Genomic DNA, 21308 nt, shown 5'->3' on the forward strand with positions numbered 1-21308 from the left:
TTTAAAAAAAGAGAGATATTGATGGCAGATATACCATTTAACGAAGGCACACAAATATACCAGACATTTCAAATTTTGAGCGATGGAGAGTGGCATTGTGGAAAGCACGAGCTACCAGGAACCCAGCCTGCAAAGCCAATTCAGATCATCAGACAGAATGGCTATGAAGTCGAAAATGGGAATTTTTTTTGCCAAACATGTGGATACAAAACAGTACATCGTAGGCTGGTTTCCACAATACCTACTGGTGATGTAATTGTACGTTCGACATTACCAGAAAGATTGAAGAGACGAGTGAAACGGCTTTACAATAATATCGAAGCAGTTACACAGCGAAAGAACCAATCCGCTCAGTTAGAGGTTGATCACCGCTTCCCACAAGTAAGATGGTCAAGTCCCGAAGATATGAACGATCCTGACATGTCTGATGAAGAGATATTTGAAAAATTTCAACTTCTTACACGGCAGAACAATCTCTGGAAAAGCCGTTATTGTGAGAATTGTGTGCAAACAGGTAAACGGGGCACATTTATTGGTATTGAGTATTTTTATCAAGGTGGTCCGACTTGGCCAGAATATATCGCAGCAGACAACGAAAGGGGCTGTCACGGATGTTTTTGGTATAATCCAGATAAGTGGCGACAAAGCTTGAATGAGCTTATCGCTCGAAACCAATAACGTTCTAATCCGATATTCAGTTTTTAAATGAGGGACACATGAATTACATCGGTAGCAAGTATTCTCTCCGTTACTTCCTTGAGGAGGGTATTTTAAAAAATGTAAATTCAGATTGTAAGGTGTTCTGTGATGTTTTTGCTGGCACTGGTGTTGTGGGGACGCATTTTAAGCAGAAGGGCTTTAAGATTATCGCTAACGATATCCAATACTACTCCTTTTGTCTCAATCGCGCACTTGTAGGCATTAGTCAAGTACCCGCATTTGATGGCGTTCTGGATGATGGAAAAATAGTTCCGACAACACTAATTTGCGACGCAACCGACATTGTATTGGAATATCTCAATACTTTGGATGGAAGGTCCGGATTTATCTATCGAAATTATTGCCCAGGAGGGACAGAGGGGACAGAGTTTAAGAGACAGTATTTCTCTGATGAGAATGGCAGGCGGTGTGATGCGATTCGGATGCAGATTGAAAACTGGTGGCAGGCGGGCAAATTGACGGAGGATGAGTATTTTTATCTTCTGGCGAGTTTGATAGATGCGGCAGACCGGGTTGCGAATACGGCGTCGGTCTATGGTGCATTTTTGAAGCATGTCAAGAAGAGTGCGATGAAGCCCCTGCAATTGAAGCGGCTTGGTATTGTCGAGAGCGATGAAGATCACGAAGTACATAATGTGAATGGGCAAGCGTTGGTCGAGCGTCTGTCCTGCGATGTGCTGTATATGGATCCGCCCTATAATCATCGCCAGTACTGTGCGAATTACCATGTGCTTGAGACAATTGCGCGGTACGATGATCCGAATTTAAAAGGCGTGACGGGCCTGCGTCCACAGGACGACCAAAAATCGGATTTTTGTATGAAGAGGCGGGCGTTACCCGCATTTGAGGAGATGGTTAGAAAGACATCGGCGCAGTATGTATTCCTCAGTTATAATAGCGAGGGGATTATGGGTAAGGATGAAATTTTGCAGGCGATGGGGCAATACGGAGAGGCGGATTTGATGACGCGGGATTACCAGCGTTTTCGGGCAGATGTAGATCGGGAGAACCGGGTTTATAAAGCAGATCAAGTGCAGGAGTATCTGTTCTGTTTAAATAAGCAGTGAGGTGCGCGGCGCTTTATGGATCGGTTTACATATATAGCGTTGTTTTTGGTGCTGGTTTTTGTAGTTCACCAACCATCTCAAATACAGGGTAGAACAATGATTGTTGCAACGCAGAGTTCTTCGGAAAAATCAAAAGCTGCAGCCGATTTTGTGGGCGATGGAATGGGTGATCAGGAGGAGATTTACGCGGCGATTCACGCGCTGCCAGCATCCGGTGGGACGGTGACGCTGATGGAAGGGACGTATGATATTCGCAAGGTGAAAGATAAGCTCGGGGGATTGATTATTGACCGCAGCAATGTGACGCTAATGGGGCAGGGTGCAGCCACGCGGTTGATTCTGGCGCCGGATCAGAATACCAATGTAATCCGCATTATCGGGAATGGCGTGGGAAATATTGTGATTCGAGATCTTTGGGTAGATCAGAATCGGGATCAGAACCCGTATAATGGAGCGGAGTTTGTGAATATTTCGCACGGGCGGTTCGAGTATAATGGCATTAAAGCATTTTGTGCAGAGCCGGGCGGGTCCTGTCCGGAGCCGACGCACAATATTACGATTGAGAATTGTACGGTGCTGAACGCGCAGAGGCTGGGTATTATGCTTGATGGGCCCAATATGCGGGTGGTGAATAACCGGCTGGGCAATGCCCATTCCGATGCGGTGGAGCTTCTGGAGGGTCCGGGTTTTGTGATGGGAAATTTTGTAGAGATTACCGGGCGCACACATGTGGCGGTGGGTTCTGATCGCGGGAATTCGATTATTATGGCAAATAATGTCGTGCATGTGCGAGAGGGCGGCGACCTGGATATTGCTTTTCGGTCCTGGGCAGATTCCGAGCGGCATGTGATTTCTAACAATATTGTTATGGTGGATCAAGGCGGCAAGCTGGGTCTGGCGATGGATGTGCGCGGGTTTGATACGTCTATTACGGGGAATGTGATTCGGGGACGGGACGGGGCAGAGCGCTTGCCGCTTTGGCTTACTGGGGCGGGTATGGCGGTTACTGGCAATCATTTTCAGAATGTGGAACTAATTGTGAATGACCAAACCGGTACGAATCGCCCGATTCTGATTCAGGGTAATATAATGGAAAATTCTGGGGTTTCACATGAGGTGGGAAATTTGATTCGTCCAGAAGGAGATTGAGTATGGTGGGAAATGAGTTGTCATTTGATCACATCCATATCATCAGCGAGGATCCGCGAGCTTCGGCAGCGTGGTACGTGGATAAATTAGGTGCAGAGATCAAAGGCGAGATTACGCTTCGTGCCGCGCCGCAGATCAAGGTAAGTCTGGGAGGGACGACGCTTCTGATCCGCGGAAGACGCCTCGGTGAAGATCCGTCCAAACCCGCGCCGATGCGAGATTTTGAGGATTATTCGAGCCATAACGAATACGGTACCGATCATTTTGGTTTCACATACTGTGGCGACTTGCGGGCATATTGCGAGGTGTTGCGCGATAGGGGAGTAGAGTTCGTGGTTGAGCCATGGGAATTTATCCCCGGCAGCGGCGGTGTGATATGCTATATCGCCGCACCCGATGGTGTCAGTATTGAACTTGTTCAGGCGAGGCAGCGCTGATAGGTAGGGCGATAATACTATCTTGTCTCAGGATGGCATCTGCATTATGTTAAGATAGGTTATGAAACCCATTATTGATTATTTGTGTCGGATAATAGAGGAGATTTGGCATGTCAGAACAGAAATATCGCGTGGCACCGCCGGGGTTTACGCGGGATCAGTGGGACGAATTTCAAGAGGATGGCATGCTCGTTGTGGAAGACGCACTGACAGACGAGGAATGCGATCGCTATATCGAGATGATGGATGCTGCAGCTACCCGCAGTGAAAAATACGATCCCGCGAAATTTTTTGGGCCAAACAATATCGTGGAACGGTATCCCGAATTTGCCGAGTTAATTGATCACCCTCGGCACATCGGCTTTATGCACGATGTGTATGGCGAATTGTTAAAGCTCCATATTTCCCAATTTTTCTTGCGTCCTCGCGATACGAGTCGTAACAAGTGGCATCCCGATGGCGCGCGCGCTTTGCCCTATGGCGTTTTTTCACCGGTTTTGCCCATACAAATCAAAGTGGCGTATTGGCTGACCGATCTTCCCGAGCCAGATATGGGAAATTTTGTCTATATGCCCGGCAGCCACAAGGGGCAGTATTTTGATTTTTACGATACCCATGATGAAGTCCCCGGCGAAAAAGTAATTTGTCCAAAGCGCGGCACGATGACATTTATGCACTGCAATACCTGGCATCGCGTGGCGCCCAATAATACGGATATCGTGAGAAAGAATATCTTTTTGGCTTATTGTCCGTCGTGGATTTGCGAAGCGGACAGGCACCAATGCGATCCCGATTGGCTCGCCACGCTCAACCGCGAACAGCGCATTATTATGCGAAGTTACAATGGCGGATATGCGAGGACCAAGCCCGCAGCAAGTGAATTTCCGCTCTTTCTGGATCGGGAAACGGGCTCTGATCGAGACTATGGCGTTTGGCCCGATCACGTTGCGTTGCATCGGCGCAAACGCATGACCACAGTTGAAAAATTTGAGTTGGCATCTACTTGATGCAGGAGGCAGTTGTGAAGGTATTGATTAACGATCGCCTGGACGATCACCACCTGGTGCAGATTCAATCGTCGGTTGGGGATATCGACCTGATTATCCCCGATTCAAGTGATGATGCGCTGGAAATTATGCCCGAAATTGATATCATTTTTGGAGGCATGAGCCGCGATATGTTCAAACGCGCCGAACGCTTGAAGTGGGTGCAGACCTGGGGCGCGGGCGTCGATGGCATGATGTATGCCGAGTTTGTCCATAGTGAGGTGATTTTGACGAGTGCAAAGGGCACTGTGGGCGTTCATTTATCGGAACACGCGATGGCTCTTTTGCTCGGATTGACCCGGGGAATTGCGCGCGCGATCAGAACGGCTGATTGGAATGAGCGTATGCCCATTCGCCACGCATCGTGGGAATTGATCGATAAAACAATGGGGATTGTGGGGTTGGGTGGCACGGGATGCGATGTGGCAATCCGAGCGCATGCGTTTGGCATGAGAATTATAGCTGTTGATCCAGAAGATGTCGAGGTGCCAGACTGTGTAGAGGCCTGCTGGAATATGGATCGTTTTTACGATCTTTTATCCGCGTCTGACATCGTGGTGGTCTGCTGTCCGTTGACAGAGGAAACGCGCGGGATTTTTGACCGCATGGCATTTGAAAAGATGCAGAGTCACGCGCTTCTGGTCAATGTCACGCGGGGTAAAATTATGGATGACGCATCTCTGGTTGCGGCATTGGAAACCGGACAGATTGCCGGGGCGGGGTTAGATGTGACGCCACAAGAGCCACTGCCAGACGATCATCCGTTGTGGAATATGCCCAATGTTATTATCACACCGCATACTGCGGGAGGGTCTCCCAATAGACAGGATCGCATTGTGAATCTGTTTTGCGAAAACTTGCGGCGTTTTCTGAATGGGGAAGATATGCTGAGTGTGATCGATAAAAATAAGGGGTATTGAATACGTTTTCTCTTGACACAATGTTACAAATATATTGATATTTACAACGAAGCATGCACTGAGGTGTATTACTCAGTATAATTCTATTATTTAATGGTCTCGGGCAAGGGTGACTCGAGGTCATGTGCCCTTCTCTCAAGTAGGAATCCCTGTGTTGGGATCACCGAATCGGGAGAAGGGCGTTTTTTGTGTGGCAGCACCCCCGTAAGGCGTTATATTAGGCGGTCAGAAAGGTAAGAAGGAGGTTTTTGAGTGGCTTTAGCAAGAGAAGTAAGCATTCCCGAATCTGTCAGGCCTGCCGTGACACTCCGCGCACTCGTTTTGGGTACTTTTCTCACGGTGATGGCGACGATTGCCGGGTCTTACGCGAGATTTATTCTTCACACTACGAGGTTGGACCAAAACCATCTTTCAGTCGCTGCTGTTTTTCCCATTGTTGTGATCGCGCTCGTGCTTTTGCGCCCGCTCAAGCTGAGTAGGGGCGAGCTTATTGTCATGTTTTCTATGGCACTGATTGGCGCGACTATGCCCACGTATTTTGTCGGAAAATTGATCGCCAATTTTACGGTGCCGTACTATCTGGCAACACCTGAGAATCAGTGGGCGACCTATTACGAACCCTATTTGCAAGAGTGGTCTATCCTGCCCGCGGGCGAACCCCTGCGATGGTTTTTTGAAGGGCTACCGCGCGGAGTTCCCGTGCCGTGGGATGCGTGGATTGTGCCCGTGTTCTGGTGGATGACTGTGATTGCAGCTTTTTATGGCTGCTGCCTTTTTTTAATGGTTATTCTGCGAAAGCAGTGGATTGAGCACGAGCGCATTGATTATCCGCTGATGGAAATGCCTTTAGCCGTGATGGAAGAGGACAACAGGCGGGGCTTTTTTCCAATTCCCATTATGAATAACCCGTTGTTCTGGGCGGGTTTCAGTCTTACGTTGTGTATTATCCTGTGGAATGTCATTTCCTATTTTAGTCCGACTTTTCCGACGATCCCCTGGCGCTTTGCGAGTATTCAGTTTGGGCGCGAATTTCCCCCTATTCCCGTGCGGCTATATCTAATGGTTGTGGGCTTTGGGTATTTTATCAACCTGGATATTTCGCTGAGTCTGTGGGTGTTCAATGTTCTGACCAATCTGGAAAATGGCTTTTTTAATCGTTTTGGTCTAAAAGCCGGTACAGATGAGGAGTATTCCACAGGGCCGCTGGCGATGGGCGCGCAGTCCATGGGGGCGTTTATCGTGGTGGTACTCGTGGGCTTCTGGATGGCGCGCGGGCATTTGCGTGGGGTTTTTCGCAAGGCATTTTATCGCGATGATTCGGTTGACGATTCCGATGAGATCGTTTCTTATCGCACAGCGGTTTTTGGCATTATAGCCTGCTCTGCCTATCTGGTTGTCTGGCATTTGGCAACGGGCATGGCGTTTAAGTATATCCCGATTTTTCTGTTTGGTGCTCTGGTCATGTATCTGGGGATTACGCGGGTTATTGCAGAGACCGGACTGATTTCTATCCGCGCCCCTCTGATGCCGCAACCATTTGCCATGTTTGTGATGGGATCAGATGTGCTTTCGCAGCAGACGCAGGTTTCTATCGCGCTTTCGTATTCCTGGTGCAGCGATACCAAAACCACGATCATGCCTGCGCTTGCCCATTCTGTAAAGCTTTACGATACTATTCGGGTCAATCAGCGGAGGTTGATTATTCCCATTGTTCTGGCGATGGCCGCAGGGGTGGTGGCTACATTTGCCTATACGATTTATATGGGTTATTTGAATGGCGCCGCAAATTATGGGGGTATTTTTCACGGGGGTCTCGCGCGGTTTCCCTGGGATAATCTGGTCAAGAAGTCGAAAGATCCCTTTTCGGTACAGTGGTTGCCCATTATGTATATGGGTATTGGTGCTGCAGTAACACTGCTCTTGATGATCTTGCGCTATCGGGTTTCGTGGTGGCCGCTGCATCCGATTGGGTTTGCTGCCGGGCCGGTTTATCCTGTGAATAATGTCATTTTTGCAATTTTTCTCGCCTGGGCGATCAAGTCTATTGTTTTGCGGCTTGGCGGCATTCGCGCCTATCGCACTGGTCGGCCGTTTTTTATCGGGCTTATTATGGGGCATTTTGTAGGGGCTGGTATTTCGTTTGTCGTCGATATGATCTGGTTTCCGGGGCAGGGGCATAGCATTCCGTTTTCGGATTAACCTTTTTCGAGGAGTTGCGGGAATGAAAATTACAGGTATTGAACTCGACGCCGTGCAGGTCAATCACCGAGGGGATTGGGTGTTTGTACATGTGCTTACAGATGAGGGCATCCGGGGAATAGGGGAGATGCGATCGGGAAGCAATTATGCGGCGCAACTATCGGCTTTGCGCGATCTGGGTGAAACGGCCAAAGGATGCGATCCGAGAAGGATTGAAGCTTTTGTTTCGCGCTATACAAGCACAGAGCGCACAAAGGTAGAATTGTTCGCCTTGAGTGCTTTTGAACAGGCATTGTGGGATATTTTGGGCAAATCGCTCAATGTGCCCGTTCACGCGCTTTTGGGGGGGGCGTGTCGAGACGAGATCCGGCTGTATGCCAATATCAATCGGGCGACGACAGATCGGTCTCCCGAGGGATTTGCTAAAAATGCAGCTGCTGCAGTGGCGGAGGGATTTGATGCGGTCAAGCTGGACCCTTTTGACGGGGTGCGCGGTGCCGACAATGCCAGAGACGCTGCAAGGGGTATTGCGTGTATGCAAGCAGTTCGTGAAGCTATCGGGACAGAGGTCGATTTGCTCGTGGATTGTCACAGTAAGTTCACGGTTCGCGGCGCGATTGAGGTCGCGGAGGAATTGCGCGATGTCAATCTATTCTGGTTTGAGCAACCCACACCCGAAGCGAGTCTCGATAATTGTCTCGCTGTTAAAGAAAGGTGTGGATTGACCATTGCGGGAGGCGAGCAGCGGGGTTTGCGACGGGATTGGGTTGAGGTGGTGGAGAATCTCAGCATGCATATTCCCATGCCCGATGTGACGGTTGTAGGCGGTATCGGCGAGTTAAAAAAAATAGGGGATATGCTCCACGCCTGGGGGCTGCCCACCGCGCCACATGGTCCCTTTGGTCCTGTGGTGATCGCGGCTGGCGTGCATGCGATGGCTTCTTTACCCGGATTTCTCATTCTGGAATACGGATGGGGAGAGATTCCCTGGCGAAAAGATCTGACCATTCCAGGCGAGGAGATTTTGAATGGACGCATTCGCATCAATGATCGCCCGGGCCTCGGCGTTGAATTAAATTCCGAGATGGTTGAAAAGCACAGAGTTCAGGTGTGATGTCCCATAAAATAAAGGAGTATTTCGATGTTTAAAAGTCTCAATGCGGGTGCGATTGGCGTAAGGGGAAGCGTTGATGAGCTAATCGGCTATGCCAAACGCGCTGGATTTCAGGGGGTTGATCCCAGTATTCAGGAGATTACTTCTCTGATCAATACACATGGTGCAGAACATGTGAAAGGGCTGTTTGCCGATGCCGGTTTGAGAATAGGCGCGTGGGGTTTGTCTGTGAATTGGCGAGGCGATGAAGCCGAGTTCAAGGCTGGTTTATCAAAGCTGGCAGAGTTTGCCGCTGCCGGTGCTGCGGTAGGAGCTACGCGGGTTGCTCAGTGGGTGCCATCTGCTTCTGAAGATCGCAAATTTGGCGACAATTTCAGGTGGCATATTGATCGCTTTAAGCCGATTGCCGAAATTTTGGGCGAACATGGATGCAGCTTGGGGCTGGAATTCATTGGGCCGCGCACTCTGCGGACGGATAAATCTTACGGATTTATTCACTCGATGGATGGCATGCTCGCGCTTGGTCATGCGATTGGCACCGGCAATGTGGGGTTGCTTCTCGATTGCTGGCACTGGTACACGGGTTTGGGTACTATATCAGACCTGATGGCTTTGACTGCTGACGATGTGGTGCATGTTCACGTCAATGACGCGCCCGATGGTGTTGATGTGAGTGAGCAGATTGACAACAAACGCGCATTACCGGGTGAGACGGGCGTGATCGATCTGGTTGGTTTTTTGAGCGCGCTACAAAAAATTGGCTATGACGGCCCGGTGTCGTCCGAGCCTTTTAGCCAGTCGGTGCGGGAAATGGCGGCGCAAGATGCCGTGCAAACAACACACGACGCGCTGGATAAGAGTTGGCAAGCCGCACTGTCACCGTGAGGAGAATTGCGATGGAGGCTTTTGTCGAGAATTATATCGCGCAAAATTTGACCTTGCTCAAGTCGCTGGATGCTGGGGCGATAGCCCGTATTATTGCCGAGTTTGGCAAGGCGAGAGATGCGCGCAAGAGAATTTACGCCATCGGGAATGGAGGCAGTGCGAGTACGGCGTCGCATTTTGTGAACGATATGGGCAAGGGCGCTTCAATTGGGCGCGAAACGCGCTTTAAGACGATTCCGCTGACGGATAATGTCGAATGGATGACGGCGCTGAGCAATGATTTGTGTTACGAAGATGTGTATGTCGAGCAATTGAAAAATTTTGCAGAATCCGGCGATGTTTTGCTGGCGATAAGCGGCAGTGGAAATTCCGAAAATGTGTTGCGGGCGGTGCGATATGCCAACGAGGTTGGCTGTGTCACCATTGGGTTTACGGGATTTGAGGGTGGAAAGCTGAGAGAACTCGTTCAACATTGCGTGGTGATCCCCTCTGACCACATGGGGCGTATCGAAGATATGCATCTTATTTTGCAACACATGATCTGTTATTATTTCATGGAACAGTGAGCATTATGCATGGTTCGACTATTTGGGTTTCTGCTCATTCTCGCGCTCGGATCCGAGATCGGGTATCTCTATCAGTTGCTCAAAGGGCAGGTCGCGCTTCTGTGGCGAGCAGAATCCATTGAAAAAGTGCTGGAAGAGGGGACACTCTCGCCCGATCAGCGCGCAAAATTGGAACTCGTGCAGGCTATTCGCGCGTTTGCCCAACGCGAAATTGGTCTGAACACCTCGAAAAATTATACTACGTATGTCGATATCGGGCGCGGGCCAGTGTCGTGGAATCTCGTTGTTTGCCCCAAAGATCGCCTCGAACCGCTCGAGTGGTCTTACCCTGTTGTGGGCGCGGTTCCCTACCGGGGATATTTTGATCGCGCAAAAGCCGAGGAAGCGCGCGATAGATATGTGGCTGAGGGGTATGACACCTATTTGCGACCGGTGAGTGCGTATAGTACGCTGGGGTGGTTTTCAGATCCGGTATTGAGCTCTATGTTGCGCTATGCCGAAGGCAATCTGGTCGATCTCATCATTCACGAGTTGACGCATGCAACTGTGTGGATTGAAGGGGATGTTACCTTTAATGAGAGTCTGGCGAGTTTTGTCGGTGAAGCCGGGGCATTGATGTGGTTGCAGCGCAAATACGGTACGGATTCCGAAGTAGTGTGTCGGGTGCTTGACGAGCGTGCAGATGGTGTTGTTTTTCTCAAATTTATGCGCGATATTGCCTCCCGCCTCGATTCACTTTACCAGTCCGATTCTCCCCATAAAATAACGCTCCGCCAGCAGATTTTCGATTTCGCACGCACAGAGTTTCGCACTCTCCCTCTTAAGACTGAGCTATATGCCCGATTTCCTTCGTGGGAACTCAACAATGCGCGGATGGCTCTTTACCGGGTTTACCGGGAGCGCACAGATGTATTTGCGCGCGTATATCTGGCGTGTGATAATGATTTGAAAGCTACGGTCGAGGTTTTGCGGAGGTGTGCGAGTGCAGAAAATCCGGGATTGTGGCTGGAGGAATGGTTGCGTAAAACAGGATAAGGATTCGCTATGACTTACAGAGTCGGTATTATTGGATGCGGTTCAATTGCGCGCAGTCACGCCGATGGGTATTTGCGCGTTGCCAATGCAGAGATGGTGGCGGTTGCCGATCCCCATCCGGTTGCACGAGAGCAATTTTGCGAGGAGTTTGGCATTCCCAATGCCTATGCTTCGTTGGAGGAGATGGTAGCTAAAGAAGGACTCGATATCGTCAGCGTTTGCACATGGCATCTTCTCCATCCAGATTGTACGATTGGTGCGGCGAATGGCGGTGTGCCAGGTGTTATTTGCGAAAAGCCTATGGCGATTGGTCTTGGCGAGGCAGATCGCATGCTGGATGCGTGTGAAAAAAATGGGACAAGGCTGGTGGTCAGTCATCAGCGGCGTTTTACGCCCGGTTGGGAAAAGGCGCGGGCGTTGATGCGCGAGAAGGTCATTGGCGATGCTATAATGGTGCATGGACAGGTCGCGCAGGGGTTGATTAACTGGGCGACGCATACTATCGACGGCATTCGGTTTGTATTGGACGATCCAGAGGGCGAATGGGTGATGGGTGCTGTCGAGCGGCAGACCGATCGCTTTGAGCGCGATACGCCGATTGAAGATGCGTGTATGGGGCTGGTCGCGTTTGCCAATGGCGCTCAGGCTTTGATCCAGGCAGATTTGAACCGCCCGGGTGAACAGGCAGGGCATTTTCAGATTCGTGGCTCAGAGGGATTGATGGAGGTGACCGAGAACTCGGTTCGCGTATTCAGTGCAACGACCGATGGGTGGGAAGATGTGGAAATTGCGGCTGATGAGGGGGCTCGCGCAATTGGTGGCGAGACCAACGCCGCTTCTGTGCGCGAGTTGATCGCCTGGTTAGAAGGGGGTGAGGAGCACCGCGCTTCGGGACACAAGGCGCGTGCAACTGTCGAGATTATGATGGCGCTTTTTGAATCGGCGCGGCAACATCGGGTTGTGCATCTGCCGCTCGAGGAAATGGATTATCCGCTGCAATTGATGATCGAAGAGGGCAAGTTGCCCGTTGCAGTGCCCGGACGATACGATATTCGCGCATTTCTCAATCCCGAGGGTATGGATGAAGCGGCTTACAGGCGACTGCGGGCTGAAGGTGTGAGCCATTCTGCTGCGATGCGGCAGCTTGCAGACGAAAATGAGTGATGGCTATGGACGCAAATCGAAAGTTTTTGCCTTTTCTAATTATCCTCTTTGTGGGAAGTGGATGCGCCGCGCTCATTTATGAAATTGTCTGGTTTCAGATGTTGCAACTGATTATCGGGTCTTCGGCAATTTCTCTCGGCATATTGCTGGGTACGTTTATGGGCGGGATGTGCGCTGGTAGTGTGATGCTTTCGCGCATTATTTCAACGCGCTACCATCCGTTAAAGGTCTATGCACTTTTGGAATTGGGTATTGGTGTCATAGGCCTGATTTTGCTTTTCGTTCTGCCCTTGATTGGCACGATTTATATCGGTGTGGCAACCTATGGATTTTGGGGACATTTCCTGCGGGGGATTGTCTGTGCGATCTGTCTTTTTTTTCCCACAGTGTTGATGGGTGCGACCCTGCCTGCGATAGCGCGGTGGACAGAGTCAACGCCTCGCGGTGTTTCGTGGCTTGGTTTTTTTTACGGGGGAAATATTGCCGGTGCTGTTTGCGGGTGTTTGTTCGCGGGTTTTTATCTGCTGCGCCTGTACGATGTGGTTACGGCGACTTATGTGGCGGTCGCGCTTAATTTAGCTGTGGCACTTGCCGGGTATGGGTTGGCAAAATGGGCTGAATACGATGCGTCAAGGGGAAAGACGACCACGCGCAGTTTGTGGATGATAGACGCCTGGCGAGTTTATGTGGCTATTGCAATTTCCGGCGCGTGCGCGCTGGGTGCTCAGGTAATTTGGACGCGGTTGCTGTCGCTGATGATGGGGGCGACTGTTTACGCTTTTTCGATTATCCTGGGGGTTTTTCTAATCGGGTTGGGTGTGGGGAGTAGTGTAGGGGCGTATTTTGCACGCACAAAAGTAAATTCCAAAATCGCACTTGGGTGGTGCCAGCTTCTTCTTGTTGGCGCAATTGCCTGGGCGGCTTATGCGCTTTCTCAGTTGCTTCCCTATTGGACATCGGGGGGGACTTATGCAGTGCAATTTCAATTGGATTTGCTGCGTTGTTTTGTGGCTATTTTCCCCGCGACTATGCTGTGGGGCATGAGTTTTCCACTGGCGCTTGCTGCGGCGCGTTTACAGGGGCGCGATCCCGGCGCGCTGGCCGGCAGTGTGTATGCGGCCAATACGGCAGGTGCAATTGTGGGGGCACTCGGTTTTAGTGTGGTTTTGATCGCGCTTTTGGGGACGCAGATAGCGCAACAGGTGTTACTCATCCTTTCTGCATTTGGGGCCGTTTTGATGTTTGGGCGCAGTTTGTGGCAGGTGAGAGATGGGGATAGAAGGGTCAGGTCAGATCGGTGGGTTGGCGTTGTGGTGGGGGTTTCTTTGCTGGTGTGGAGTATGCCGGGACCGCCGCCATCGCTGATTGCTTACGGGCGTTCGATTCTCGATTGGGGAGAGGACGCGACATATATTTACGTGGGTGAAGGGATGAATGCATCGGTTGCAGTGTCTGAGTTGGACAATGGTGTGCGGAATTTTCACGTTAGTGGAAAAATTGTGGCTTCCAGCGAGCCACAGGATATGCGTTTGCAGCGCCTGTTGGGGCATCTTTCTGCATTGATGCACAGGGAACCGCGTTCTGTGCTCGTGGTTGGGTGTGGTGCGGGGGTGACGGCGGGAACTTATGTTTTATATCCGAGTGTTGAACGCATTGTGATCTGCGAGATCGAGCCGTTGATTCCGCCAGCAGCCGATGTGTATTTTGGCCCAGAGAACTACGATGTGTTAAAAGATCCCCGGGTGGAGATCATTATTGACGATGCGCGACATTATCTTCTGGCAACAGATGAGAAATTCGATATTATTACGTCAGACCCGATTCACCCCTGGGTTAAGGGTGCTGGCGCGCTGTATTCGAAAGAGTATTTTGAATTGTGCAAAGAGCGTTTGAATCCCGGAGGTGTGATTACGCAATGGGTTCCACTTTACGAGTCGCGGTTAGATGCGGTGAAGAGCGAGATAGCGACTTTTTTTGAGGTGTTTCCGCACGGGACAATTTGGGGCAATCAAGATGATGGCGAAGGGTATGATGTTGTGCTGTTGGGACAAGAGGGACCTCTATCCGTCGATGTCGATGCTTTGCAGGAGCGTTTGGATCGCGAGGATTACACGGAGGTGTGGCACTCGCTTGATGAGGTGTCTCTGGGATCGGCTGTCGCGTTGCTTTCGACGTATGCCGGGCGCGCACGCGATCTCGGCGAATGGCTCACAGATGCGCAGATCAATCTGGATCGCAATATGCGGCTCCAGTATTTGGCGGGATTGGGTTTGAATACCTATGAGGCAGATGCGATTTATACAGCTCTCTTAGAGCATGCGCGTTATCCCGATAATTTTTTTATTGCGACCGAAGCGATGGAAACCGCATTGAAGGCGCAACTTGACCGGCTGCACGAGGGGCGATGATGACAGATTTAAAGGAGGTGTTGGCATTATGGAAAAGGTGAGAGTTGGCATTATTGGCATTGGCGGCAGAGGGGGAGGTCACGCGAAGTATTTTGCGGAGGACGATATTCCGCATGGTGAATTGACAGCGGTCTGCGATGTCGATCCGAATAGGATTCAGTGGGCGCGTGAAACTCTCGGGGAAAACGTGCGGACATTCGACAATGGCGATGATCTGATCACGTCGGGGGCTGTTGATGCGATTATTGTGGCGACGCCGCATTACGATCATCCGACTTATGCGATAAAGGGATTTGAGAACGATTTGCATGTATTGATCGAGAAACCCGCAGGCGTATATACCAGGCAAGTCTATGAGATGAATGAGGCCGCAGAAAAAAGTAGCAAAGTGTTTGCCCTGATGTTCAATCAGCGAACTCGCCCACACCATCAAAAATTGCGAGAATTGGTGGCTTCTGGCGAATTGGGAGATATTCAGCGCACGAATTATATCGTCACGAACTGGTTTCGCGCTCAAAGTTATTACGATAAGGGCGAATGGCGCGCGACCTGGTCGGGCGAGGGGGGTGGTGTGTTGATGAATCAGTGTCCCCATAATTTGGATCTGTGGCAGTGGATCTGCGGGATGCCTTCGCGCGTGCGCGCTTTTATCAGCTATGGCAAATATCACGATATTGAGGTGGATGACGATGTCACTGCGTATGTGGAATACGACAGCGGTGCGACGGGCGTGTTCATTACCACGACCGGAGAGTTTCCCGGAAGCAATCGCCTGGAGATAGCGACGGATCGCGGCAAGGTGGTTATGGAAAACAATAAAATTGTGTGGTGGCGTTCGAACGTTTCCCTGAGCGAATTTTCTCGGGGATATACGGGCGGCTTTGGTAAACCCAAATCGGAAAAGCTCGATATTCCTCTCGGCGAAGATGGTGGGGCGCACCGCGGCATCATTAACAACTGGTGTGATGCCATATTGAACGGCAACCCATTGCTCGCGCCCGGGGTTGAAGGCATTCACGGCATTGAATTATCAAATGCGATGCTTTTGTCTTCCTGGCTGGACGATTGGGTCGATATTCCCGTTGATCGAGATCTGTATTTTGAAAAATTGCAAGAAAAAATTCGAAATTCGCAGCAGGGGACTTAAAATGGTACCGAGTATTGCGGTATTGGATAAGGCGGCTGAAAAACCCGTTCTGGTCTTAGATGGGCTGGATGAGCCGGTTGTGATCGAATCCATTCAGTTGCTCAAAGATGAGCGGGAGTATTACGTGCATGTGCGTTCGAGAGATGGTGCAGAGGGTCTGGCATTTACAAATGGGCGGGCGCAATACGTGTATCCGATTCTCAACCGGTTGGTGATTCCCTATTTTATTGGCAAAGATGCCCGCGATCTCGAAGACCATCTGTGGGGCGTGTACCGCCACAGCAGCAATTACAAATTGCAGGGGTTGGCTTTCTGGTGCTGCGTGGCGTGGGTTGAGATGGCACTGTTGGATTTGCTCGGTCGGATTGTGCAAAAATCCATTCCCGAGCTTCTGGGCGGTGTCGTGCGCGAGTGGATTCCCTTTTACGTTGCGAGTGGACGCAGGGATAGCACACCTGAAGAAGAGGTGGTTTATTTGCAGCGTCTGATAGACGAGACGGGCGCGCCAGCCGTGAAGTTTAGAATTGGCGGTCGTATGAGCAAAAATGCAGATGCCATGCCCGGGCGAACACCGGATTTGATCGCGTTGTCTCGCAAGGTGCTCGGTGATGCGATTGATATTCACGCGGATTCCAATAGTTCTTACGATCCGCCGCAGGCGATTGAAGTGGGACGTATGCTCGAAGATATTGGAGCGGTTTATTTTGAAGAACCCTGTCCGTTTGATCATCTCGAAGATACGAAGGTCGTTGCCGATGCGCTGGACATTCCCGTTTCTGGGGGCGAACAGGAGTTCAGCGACCGGCGGTTTCGATGGATGATTGCGAATCGCGGTGTGGATATTGTGCAGCCCGATCTGCACTATTACGGGGGACTTATTCGCTCTACGCGCGTTGCGCGAATGGCCGCTTTGGCCGAGATGCCTACTACCGTACATATTTCTGGTGGCTTTGGGTTTATCTATATGCTTCACTTCACCGCATGTACACCGGATATCGGCCGATATCAGGAATACAAAAGGGGGATTGAGAAATACCGCGAGTGGTTTGATCCTGCGCTCGAGATTCGAGATGGGAAGATGAGTGTTCCCAGGGGGCCAGGGTGTGGGATTGTGGATATTCAGTCTATTATTGACGGTGCGGATCGCTTATAGGACTACCAATCATGGAAATGGCACAGCATGGGGGACCGCCGCTACGCGATGTGGTGGCGGCGAGGCGCTCGCAAAGGGAGACGCGCCGAAATAGCTGGTTGCTGGTGATCAACGGCGGCATGGTGATGATGGCGTACACGTTTATCAGCGCTGATCTGGTGATGCCGGCTTTTGTGCAAACGCTGACCGAGTCCAGTATTTTGATCGGGATGGCGGGCGCGCTGATGAGGATGGGATGGGCCTGGCCGCAGGTTTTTATCTCTCGGATTATCGAACCCAGACCCCGAAAGATGCCTTTGCTGATCTGGGCAGGTATGGCGCGAAGTGTGATGTGGATTCTGGTGGGTGTGATGACCTTTTTTCTCGGCGGGTTGAAGCCCGCAATTTTTTTGTTTTTATTTATGGTGTTTTACGCTTTGGGAACATCGCTGATGGGCGTGATGAATGTGCCGTGGATGGATTTGATGGGCAAGGCGATTCCAGCGTCGCATCGGGCAAAAGTTTTTGCTCTGCGCCGCTTTTCAGGTGGTGTGATGTCGATGGTTGCGGGTGTTCTGATTTCCTATATTTTGAGCGCGCAGAGCGGTCTTGCGTTTCCCCATAATTACGCGGTATTATTTATGCTGTCTGGTTCGGGTACGGCACTGGCCGTACTGACATTTGGCATGATCCGCGAACCCATTGAAAAACGTACGCGCGCACAGCTTTCTCTGAAAAATTATTTGATCAGTGGCCTGAGTTTGATGAAGGAGGATGTGAATTTCAGGCGTTTGTGCATGGTGCAATTTTTGTGGGGTTTTAGCATGATGGGCGGGCCGTTTTACGTGCCTTATGCGATTTCTGGGTTGGGTATTGGAGTCGTTTATATAGGGTTTTATGTGATTGCGATGCAGTTTAGCTCGGTTTTTTCAAATGTGGCGTGGGCATGGGTGGGGCGTTACAAGGGCAATCAGGCGTTGTTTTTGTACGGCACCTGCTTGCTCGCGTTGTCCATTCTGATTCCGATATGTATCGTGTATGTGCCCAATCACCTCCTCAATTTCTGGGGTACAGAGGTGGATTTGAGAGTTGTGGTGTATGCATTTACGTTCATTTTTTCTGGCGCAGCACAAAGCGGCATGTATTCGGGGCGCATGACGTATGTTCTCGATATCGCGCCTGCTGACCGAAGGCCGACTTATACCAGCTTTATGAATATGTTTATGTTTCCGCAGGGGTTATTGCCCATGCTGGCCGGAGTGCTGGTCGCGTGGATTTCCTATCAGAATTTGTTTCGCATTTCCCTGTTATTTATCCCATTTGCCGCAATGCTCGCCTATCAGTTAAAACCCGTTATTCATCGCGAGGACTGAATTTCTTCAACGAGGTCTTCTGCCGGATAGGTGAGTATTTCCGATAGTGTGGGGTGGTAATGCGGGATGCTCAGGAGGTCTTGTACTGTGCCGCGAAAGTGCATGATGGCAATGAGTTCGTGAAAAAGTTCGCCGGCTTCTGGACCGACGATATGCCCGCCGATGATTTCGCCTGTTTCGGGATGGCAGAGGATTTTGACAAATCCATGAAGTTCTCCCAGGACCATGGATTTGCCGTGGTCGTCAAAGGGATAGGACGCAACGCGATAGGGGATCTTTTGCTCGCGGCATTCTTTCTCGGTGAGGCCCACAGACGCAAATTGCGGATCGGTGAAGACTACTTCGGCTTTGAGCCTGTAGTCAATGCGCTGCTTTTGGGTTCCATCAACGGCGTTGTGACCAGCTATCTCGCCTTGCTGAACGGCGATGTGTACGATTTCGTAGAGTCCCGTACAATCGCCCGCTGCATAAATATTGGGCGCGCTGGTGCGCATGTGATGATCCACGAGAATACGTCCGCGCTCGACGTTTACGCCAGCATTTTCAAGTGCGAGCGATTGGATGGCGGGCACGCGCCCCAAAGCATGGAGGATTATGTCTGCCGAAGCGCGACGGAGTTCGCCTCTGTGGTGAAAATGAGCGATTTTGGCATTGTTTTTGGTCGTAAATTTTTGCAATTGCGTGTCGGTAAAGACTTTCATGCCTTCTTCTCTAAAGCGGGCTTCTACCGGACGCGCGAGGTCCTCGTCTGTGCTGCTGAAGATGTGATTGCTACGTTGAATGAGTGTGGTGTGTGTTCCCAGACGGCAGAAAAATTGCGCAAATTCCGTTGCGACAGGTCCGCCGCCTAAGACGATCATCGATTCTGGCAATTCTCTCAGTTCAAGTGCTTCATCGCTGGTGATATACCCCACTTCTTTCAAGCCGGGAATGGCGATGTCGGCAACGGTTGATCCCGTGCTGATGATAAAACTTCGCGCGGTGATATTTTGTTTTCCCACTGTGATGGTGTTGCGATTGACAAACTGCGCCGTGCCGTTGATGAGAGTAAATCGCGGATTGCGCAGTTGCTCGATGCGATAATCGGCAAATTCGCTGATGAGTGCGCGTTTGCGGTCGTTGATTTCGGCGAGATTTGCGCGCAAATTAGAAGCGCGCAGGCCAAATTCTTTTGCGCGGCGCATCAAGGACATGATTTCGGATGAGCGCAGGATGGTTTTGGTGGGCATGCAGCCGCGCAAGATGCACAGACCACCGAGAGGCCCTTTGTCGATAATGGCAACTTTTGCGCCGAGTTCTTGTGCCGTGCGTGCAGCGGCGTATCCCGCACTCCCGCCGCCAATGACGATGACATCGTAATCCATGGTGATTTCCTTAGAGATGAGACGTAAAATTAAGACGATCCAATCTCTCTCGTGTTTCCCCTTTCAGGTCTTATTTTGGAGAACGATTGGGTATGCTGATAACTTAAAATGTCTCTTTAATTTGAGCAAGGAGTTTGGAGGTTTTTATGCATGAACTCGTGAATGGTATTGTGCCGATAGAGGCGGGTGAACAGGAGCGGTTGATTCAGGTTCGCGATTTGAGAGAGACGACGCAACGGCTTTATGAAGCGGTTGGCGTGCCGAGGGCAGATGCGCGGTTGATGGCCGATTTGCAAGTTGAGACAGATGTGCGCGGGGTTCATTCACACGGTACGCGGGCTGTGCCGGGTTACTTAAAGCGCATTCAAACTGGTCACACAAATCCCAAACCCGAAATTCGCGTTGTCCGCGAAGGACCCGCGTCGGCAACGGTAGATGGCGATGGGTGTTTGGGACATTTGGCATCTTATCGCGCGATGCAACTGGCAATTGCAAAAGCAGATAAACTGGGGATTGCTGCAACAACAGTTATAAATAGCCGTCACTACGGCGCAGCGGCCTGTTATGCGACAATGGCATTGGACCGGGATATGATCGGTTTTTGCGTGTCGAGCAGTAGTCGGGGCGTGGCGCCTTATGGCGGGATAGACAGGTTGTTGGGCAATCACGCGCTGGCTTATGCGATTCCGGCGGGTCGGGAATATCCCATTGTTCTGGATATGGCGACGGGACGGTCCGCTTGGGGGCGAGTGGGCACTATGCGTTTGTACGGACGAAAATTAGATGGCGAGTGGGTGTTAGATGAGGATGGGCAGGTGACTGATGATCCCCATCGCGCGCACGCGCTGGTAGCGCCCGGTGGTGCAAAAGGATCGGGGCTAAATGTGGTGATGGATGTTTTGAGCGGTATTCTGCCTTTTTGCCTGGCAACGGTAAATCGGGAAGATGAATATCAGGGACAGCGACGGGCCAGTCACTTTTTTCAGGCGATTAAGATTGAGACATTTTGCGATGTGTCAGATTTTAAACTGGAAGTTGACCGGATGATTCAAGCGATTCGGGCTTCTCGCCCAAAAGAAGGTGTGGATCGCATTTACGCGCCCGGTGAGATTGAGTGGCTTAAAAAGGCCGCGTGGGAAAAGACGGGGATTCCGATGCATAAAACCCATGTGGAAAGTTTGGAAAAAGCGGCTGAGGAATTGGGTGTAGAGGTGGCGTTTTGATAGAGGAAGTCCGAGATTTTCAGATGGAAGAGAATAATAAACCATTGGTTTCAATTATTATTCCCCATTATTTGGGGGATATTCTTTCCGAGTGTCTGGCATTTGTTTATGCGCGGACATCGGATGTTCCTTTTGAAGTTATTGTAGCAGATGATCAGCCTTATCCCGACGGCAGTCTGGATCGGGCATTGGAAAAGTTTCCGGATATTCGCATTGTGAAGACGGGTGGGGGAAATGGAAAGCCGAGCAAGGGGATGGGCGCCGGGTGCAACCGGGGGTTGGAGATTGCAAAGGGCGCGTATGCGATGTTGTTGAATTCGTATGTGGAGGTGGGCGAAGGGTGGTTGCCGCCGCTGATT

Annotated in this window: 19 protein-coding genes; 18 read left to right on the forward strand and 1 reads right to left on the reverse strand. The window is 50.8% G+C overall.

The window, feature by feature from the left end; translation table 11 throughout:
• Window positions 1-21 precede the first annotated feature (21 nt).
• The 16 genes from F4Y39_14685 (at window position 22) to F4Y39_14760 (ending at window position 18362) form a co-directional block, all read left to right on the forward strand.
• On the forward strand, window positions 22-678 hold the full coding sequence (locus tag F4Y39_14685) for a hypothetical protein (protein ID MYC14965.1): 657 nt from the start codon (window positions 22-24) through the stop codon (window positions 676-678).
• 38 nt (window positions 679-716) lie between these two features.
• The gene (locus F4Y39_14690) at window positions 717-1787 is read left to right on the forward strand and encodes a modification methylase (GenBank protein ID MYC14966.1); all 1071 of its coding nucleotides are present in this window, start codon (window positions 717-719) and stop codon (window positions 1785-1787) included.
• A gap of 15 nt (window positions 1788-1802) precedes the next feature.
• Complete coding sequence (locus F4Y39_14695; GenBank protein MYC14967.1) at window positions 1803-2936, forward strand: hypothetical protein; 1134 nt, start codon at window positions 1803-1805, stop codon at window positions 2934-2936.
• A 2-nt stretch (window positions 2937-2938) separates the two neighbouring features.
• Window positions 2939-3373, forward strand: a complete 435-nt coding sequence (locus tag F4Y39_14700; protein MYC14968.1) for a VOC family protein — start codon at window positions 2939-2941, stop codon at window positions 3371-3373.
• Between the two features lie 110 nt (window positions 3374-3483).
• Window positions 3484-4380, forward strand: a complete 897-nt coding sequence (locus tag F4Y39_14705) for a phytanoyl-CoA dioxygenase family protein (GenBank protein MYC14969.1) — start codon at window positions 3484-3486, stop codon at window positions 4378-4380.
• Window positions 4380-5339, forward strand: coding sequence for a D-2-hydroxyacid dehydrogenase (locus F4Y39_14710; GenBank protein ID MYC14970.1), 960 nt, complete (start codon window positions 4380-4382; stop codon window positions 5337-5339). Before F4Y39_14705 ends, F4Y39_14710 begins: the two co-directional genes overlap by 1 nt.
• Window positions 5340-5591: 252 nt before the next feature.
• Window positions 5592-7538 (forward strand): hypothetical protein, encoded by a 1947-nt coding sequence (locus F4Y39_14715; GenBank protein MYC14971.1) that lies wholly within the window; start codon window positions 5592-5594, stop codon window positions 7536-7538.
• Between the two features lie 22 nt (window positions 7539-7560).
• Window positions 7561-8652, forward strand: coding sequence for a mandelate racemase/muconate lactonizing enzyme family protein (locus F4Y39_14720; protein MYC14972.1), 1092 nt, complete (start codon window positions 7561-7563; stop codon window positions 8650-8652).
• Window positions 8653-8679: 27 nt separating this feature from the next.
• A complete protein-coding gene (locus tag F4Y39_14725; GenBank protein MYC14973.1) occupies window positions 8680-9537 on the forward strand; it encodes a sugar phosphate isomerase/epimerase in 858 nt (285 codons plus the stop codon).
• A gap of 11 nt (window positions 9538-9548) precedes the next feature.
• Window positions 9549-10103, forward strand: a complete 555-nt coding sequence (locus F4Y39_14730) for an SIS domain-containing protein (GenBank protein MYC14974.1) — start codon at window positions 9549-9551, stop codon at window positions 10101-10103.
• Window positions 10104-10112: 9 nt separating this feature from the next.
• Window positions 10113-11138, forward strand: coding sequence for an aminopeptidase (locus F4Y39_14735; protein ID MYC14975.1), 1026 nt, complete (start codon window positions 10113-10115; stop codon window positions 11136-11138).
• 9 nt (window positions 11139-11147) lie between these two features.
• Window positions 11148-12302 carry a Gfo/Idh/MocA family oxidoreductase gene (locus tag F4Y39_14740; protein ID MYC14976.1) on the forward strand — a complete coding sequence of 385 codons (1155 nt, stop codon included), beginning with the start codon at window positions 11148-11150 and terminating at the stop codon, window positions 12300-12302.
• The gene (locus F4Y39_14745) at window positions 12302-14710 is read left to right on the forward strand and encodes an SAM-dependent methyltransferase (protein ID MYC14977.1); all 2409 of its coding nucleotides are present in this window, start codon (window positions 12302-12304) and stop codon (window positions 14708-14710) included. The genes F4Y39_14740 and F4Y39_14745 overlap by 1 nt, the downstream gene beginning before the upstream one ends.
• A 28-nt stretch (window positions 14711-14738) precedes the next feature.
• Entirely contained in the window at window positions 14739-15857 is a 1119-nt protein-coding gene (locus tag F4Y39_14750) for a Gfo/Idh/MocA family oxidoreductase (GenBank protein MYC14978.1), read from the forward strand.
• Window positions 15745-17010, forward strand: a complete 1266-nt coding sequence (locus tag F4Y39_14755) for a mandelate racemase/muconate lactonizing enzyme family protein (protein ID MYC14979.1) — start codon at window positions 15745-15747, stop codon at window positions 17008-17010. Before F4Y39_14750 ends, F4Y39_14755 begins: the two co-directional genes overlap by 113 nt.
• An 11-nt stretch (window positions 17011-17021) precedes the next feature.
• Complete coding sequence (locus F4Y39_14760) at window positions 17022-18362, forward strand: MFS transporter (protein MYC14980.1); 1341 nt, start codon at window positions 17022-17024, stop codon at window positions 18360-18362.
• Here F4Y39_14760 and F4Y39_14765 read toward each other — a convergent pair.
• A complete protein-coding gene (locus tag F4Y39_14765; protein ID MYC14981.1) occupies window positions 18347-19726 on the reverse strand; it encodes a dihydrolipoyl dehydrogenase in 1380 nt (459 codons plus the stop codon). The genes F4Y39_14760 and F4Y39_14765 overlap by 16 nt on opposite strands.
• Before the next feature lie 146 nt (window positions 19727-19872).
• Here F4Y39_14765 and F4Y39_14770 point away from each other — a divergent pair, with 146 nt between their 5' ends.
• Window positions 19873-20949: an Ldh family oxidoreductase gene (locus F4Y39_14770; protein MYC14982.1), complete on the forward strand. Its 1077-nt coding sequence runs from the start codon at window positions 19873-19875 to the stop codon at window positions 20947-20949.
• On the forward strand, window positions 20946-21308 hold a 363-nt coding region (locus tag F4Y39_14775), incomplete at its 3' end, for a glycosyltransferase (protein ID MYC14983.1). The genes F4Y39_14770 and F4Y39_14775, both read left to right, overlap by 4 nt.

The organism is Gemmatimonadota bacterium, from assembly GCA_009838845.1.
Taxonomy (GTDB): Bacteria; Latescibacterota; UBA2968; order UBA2968; family UBA2968; genus VXRD01.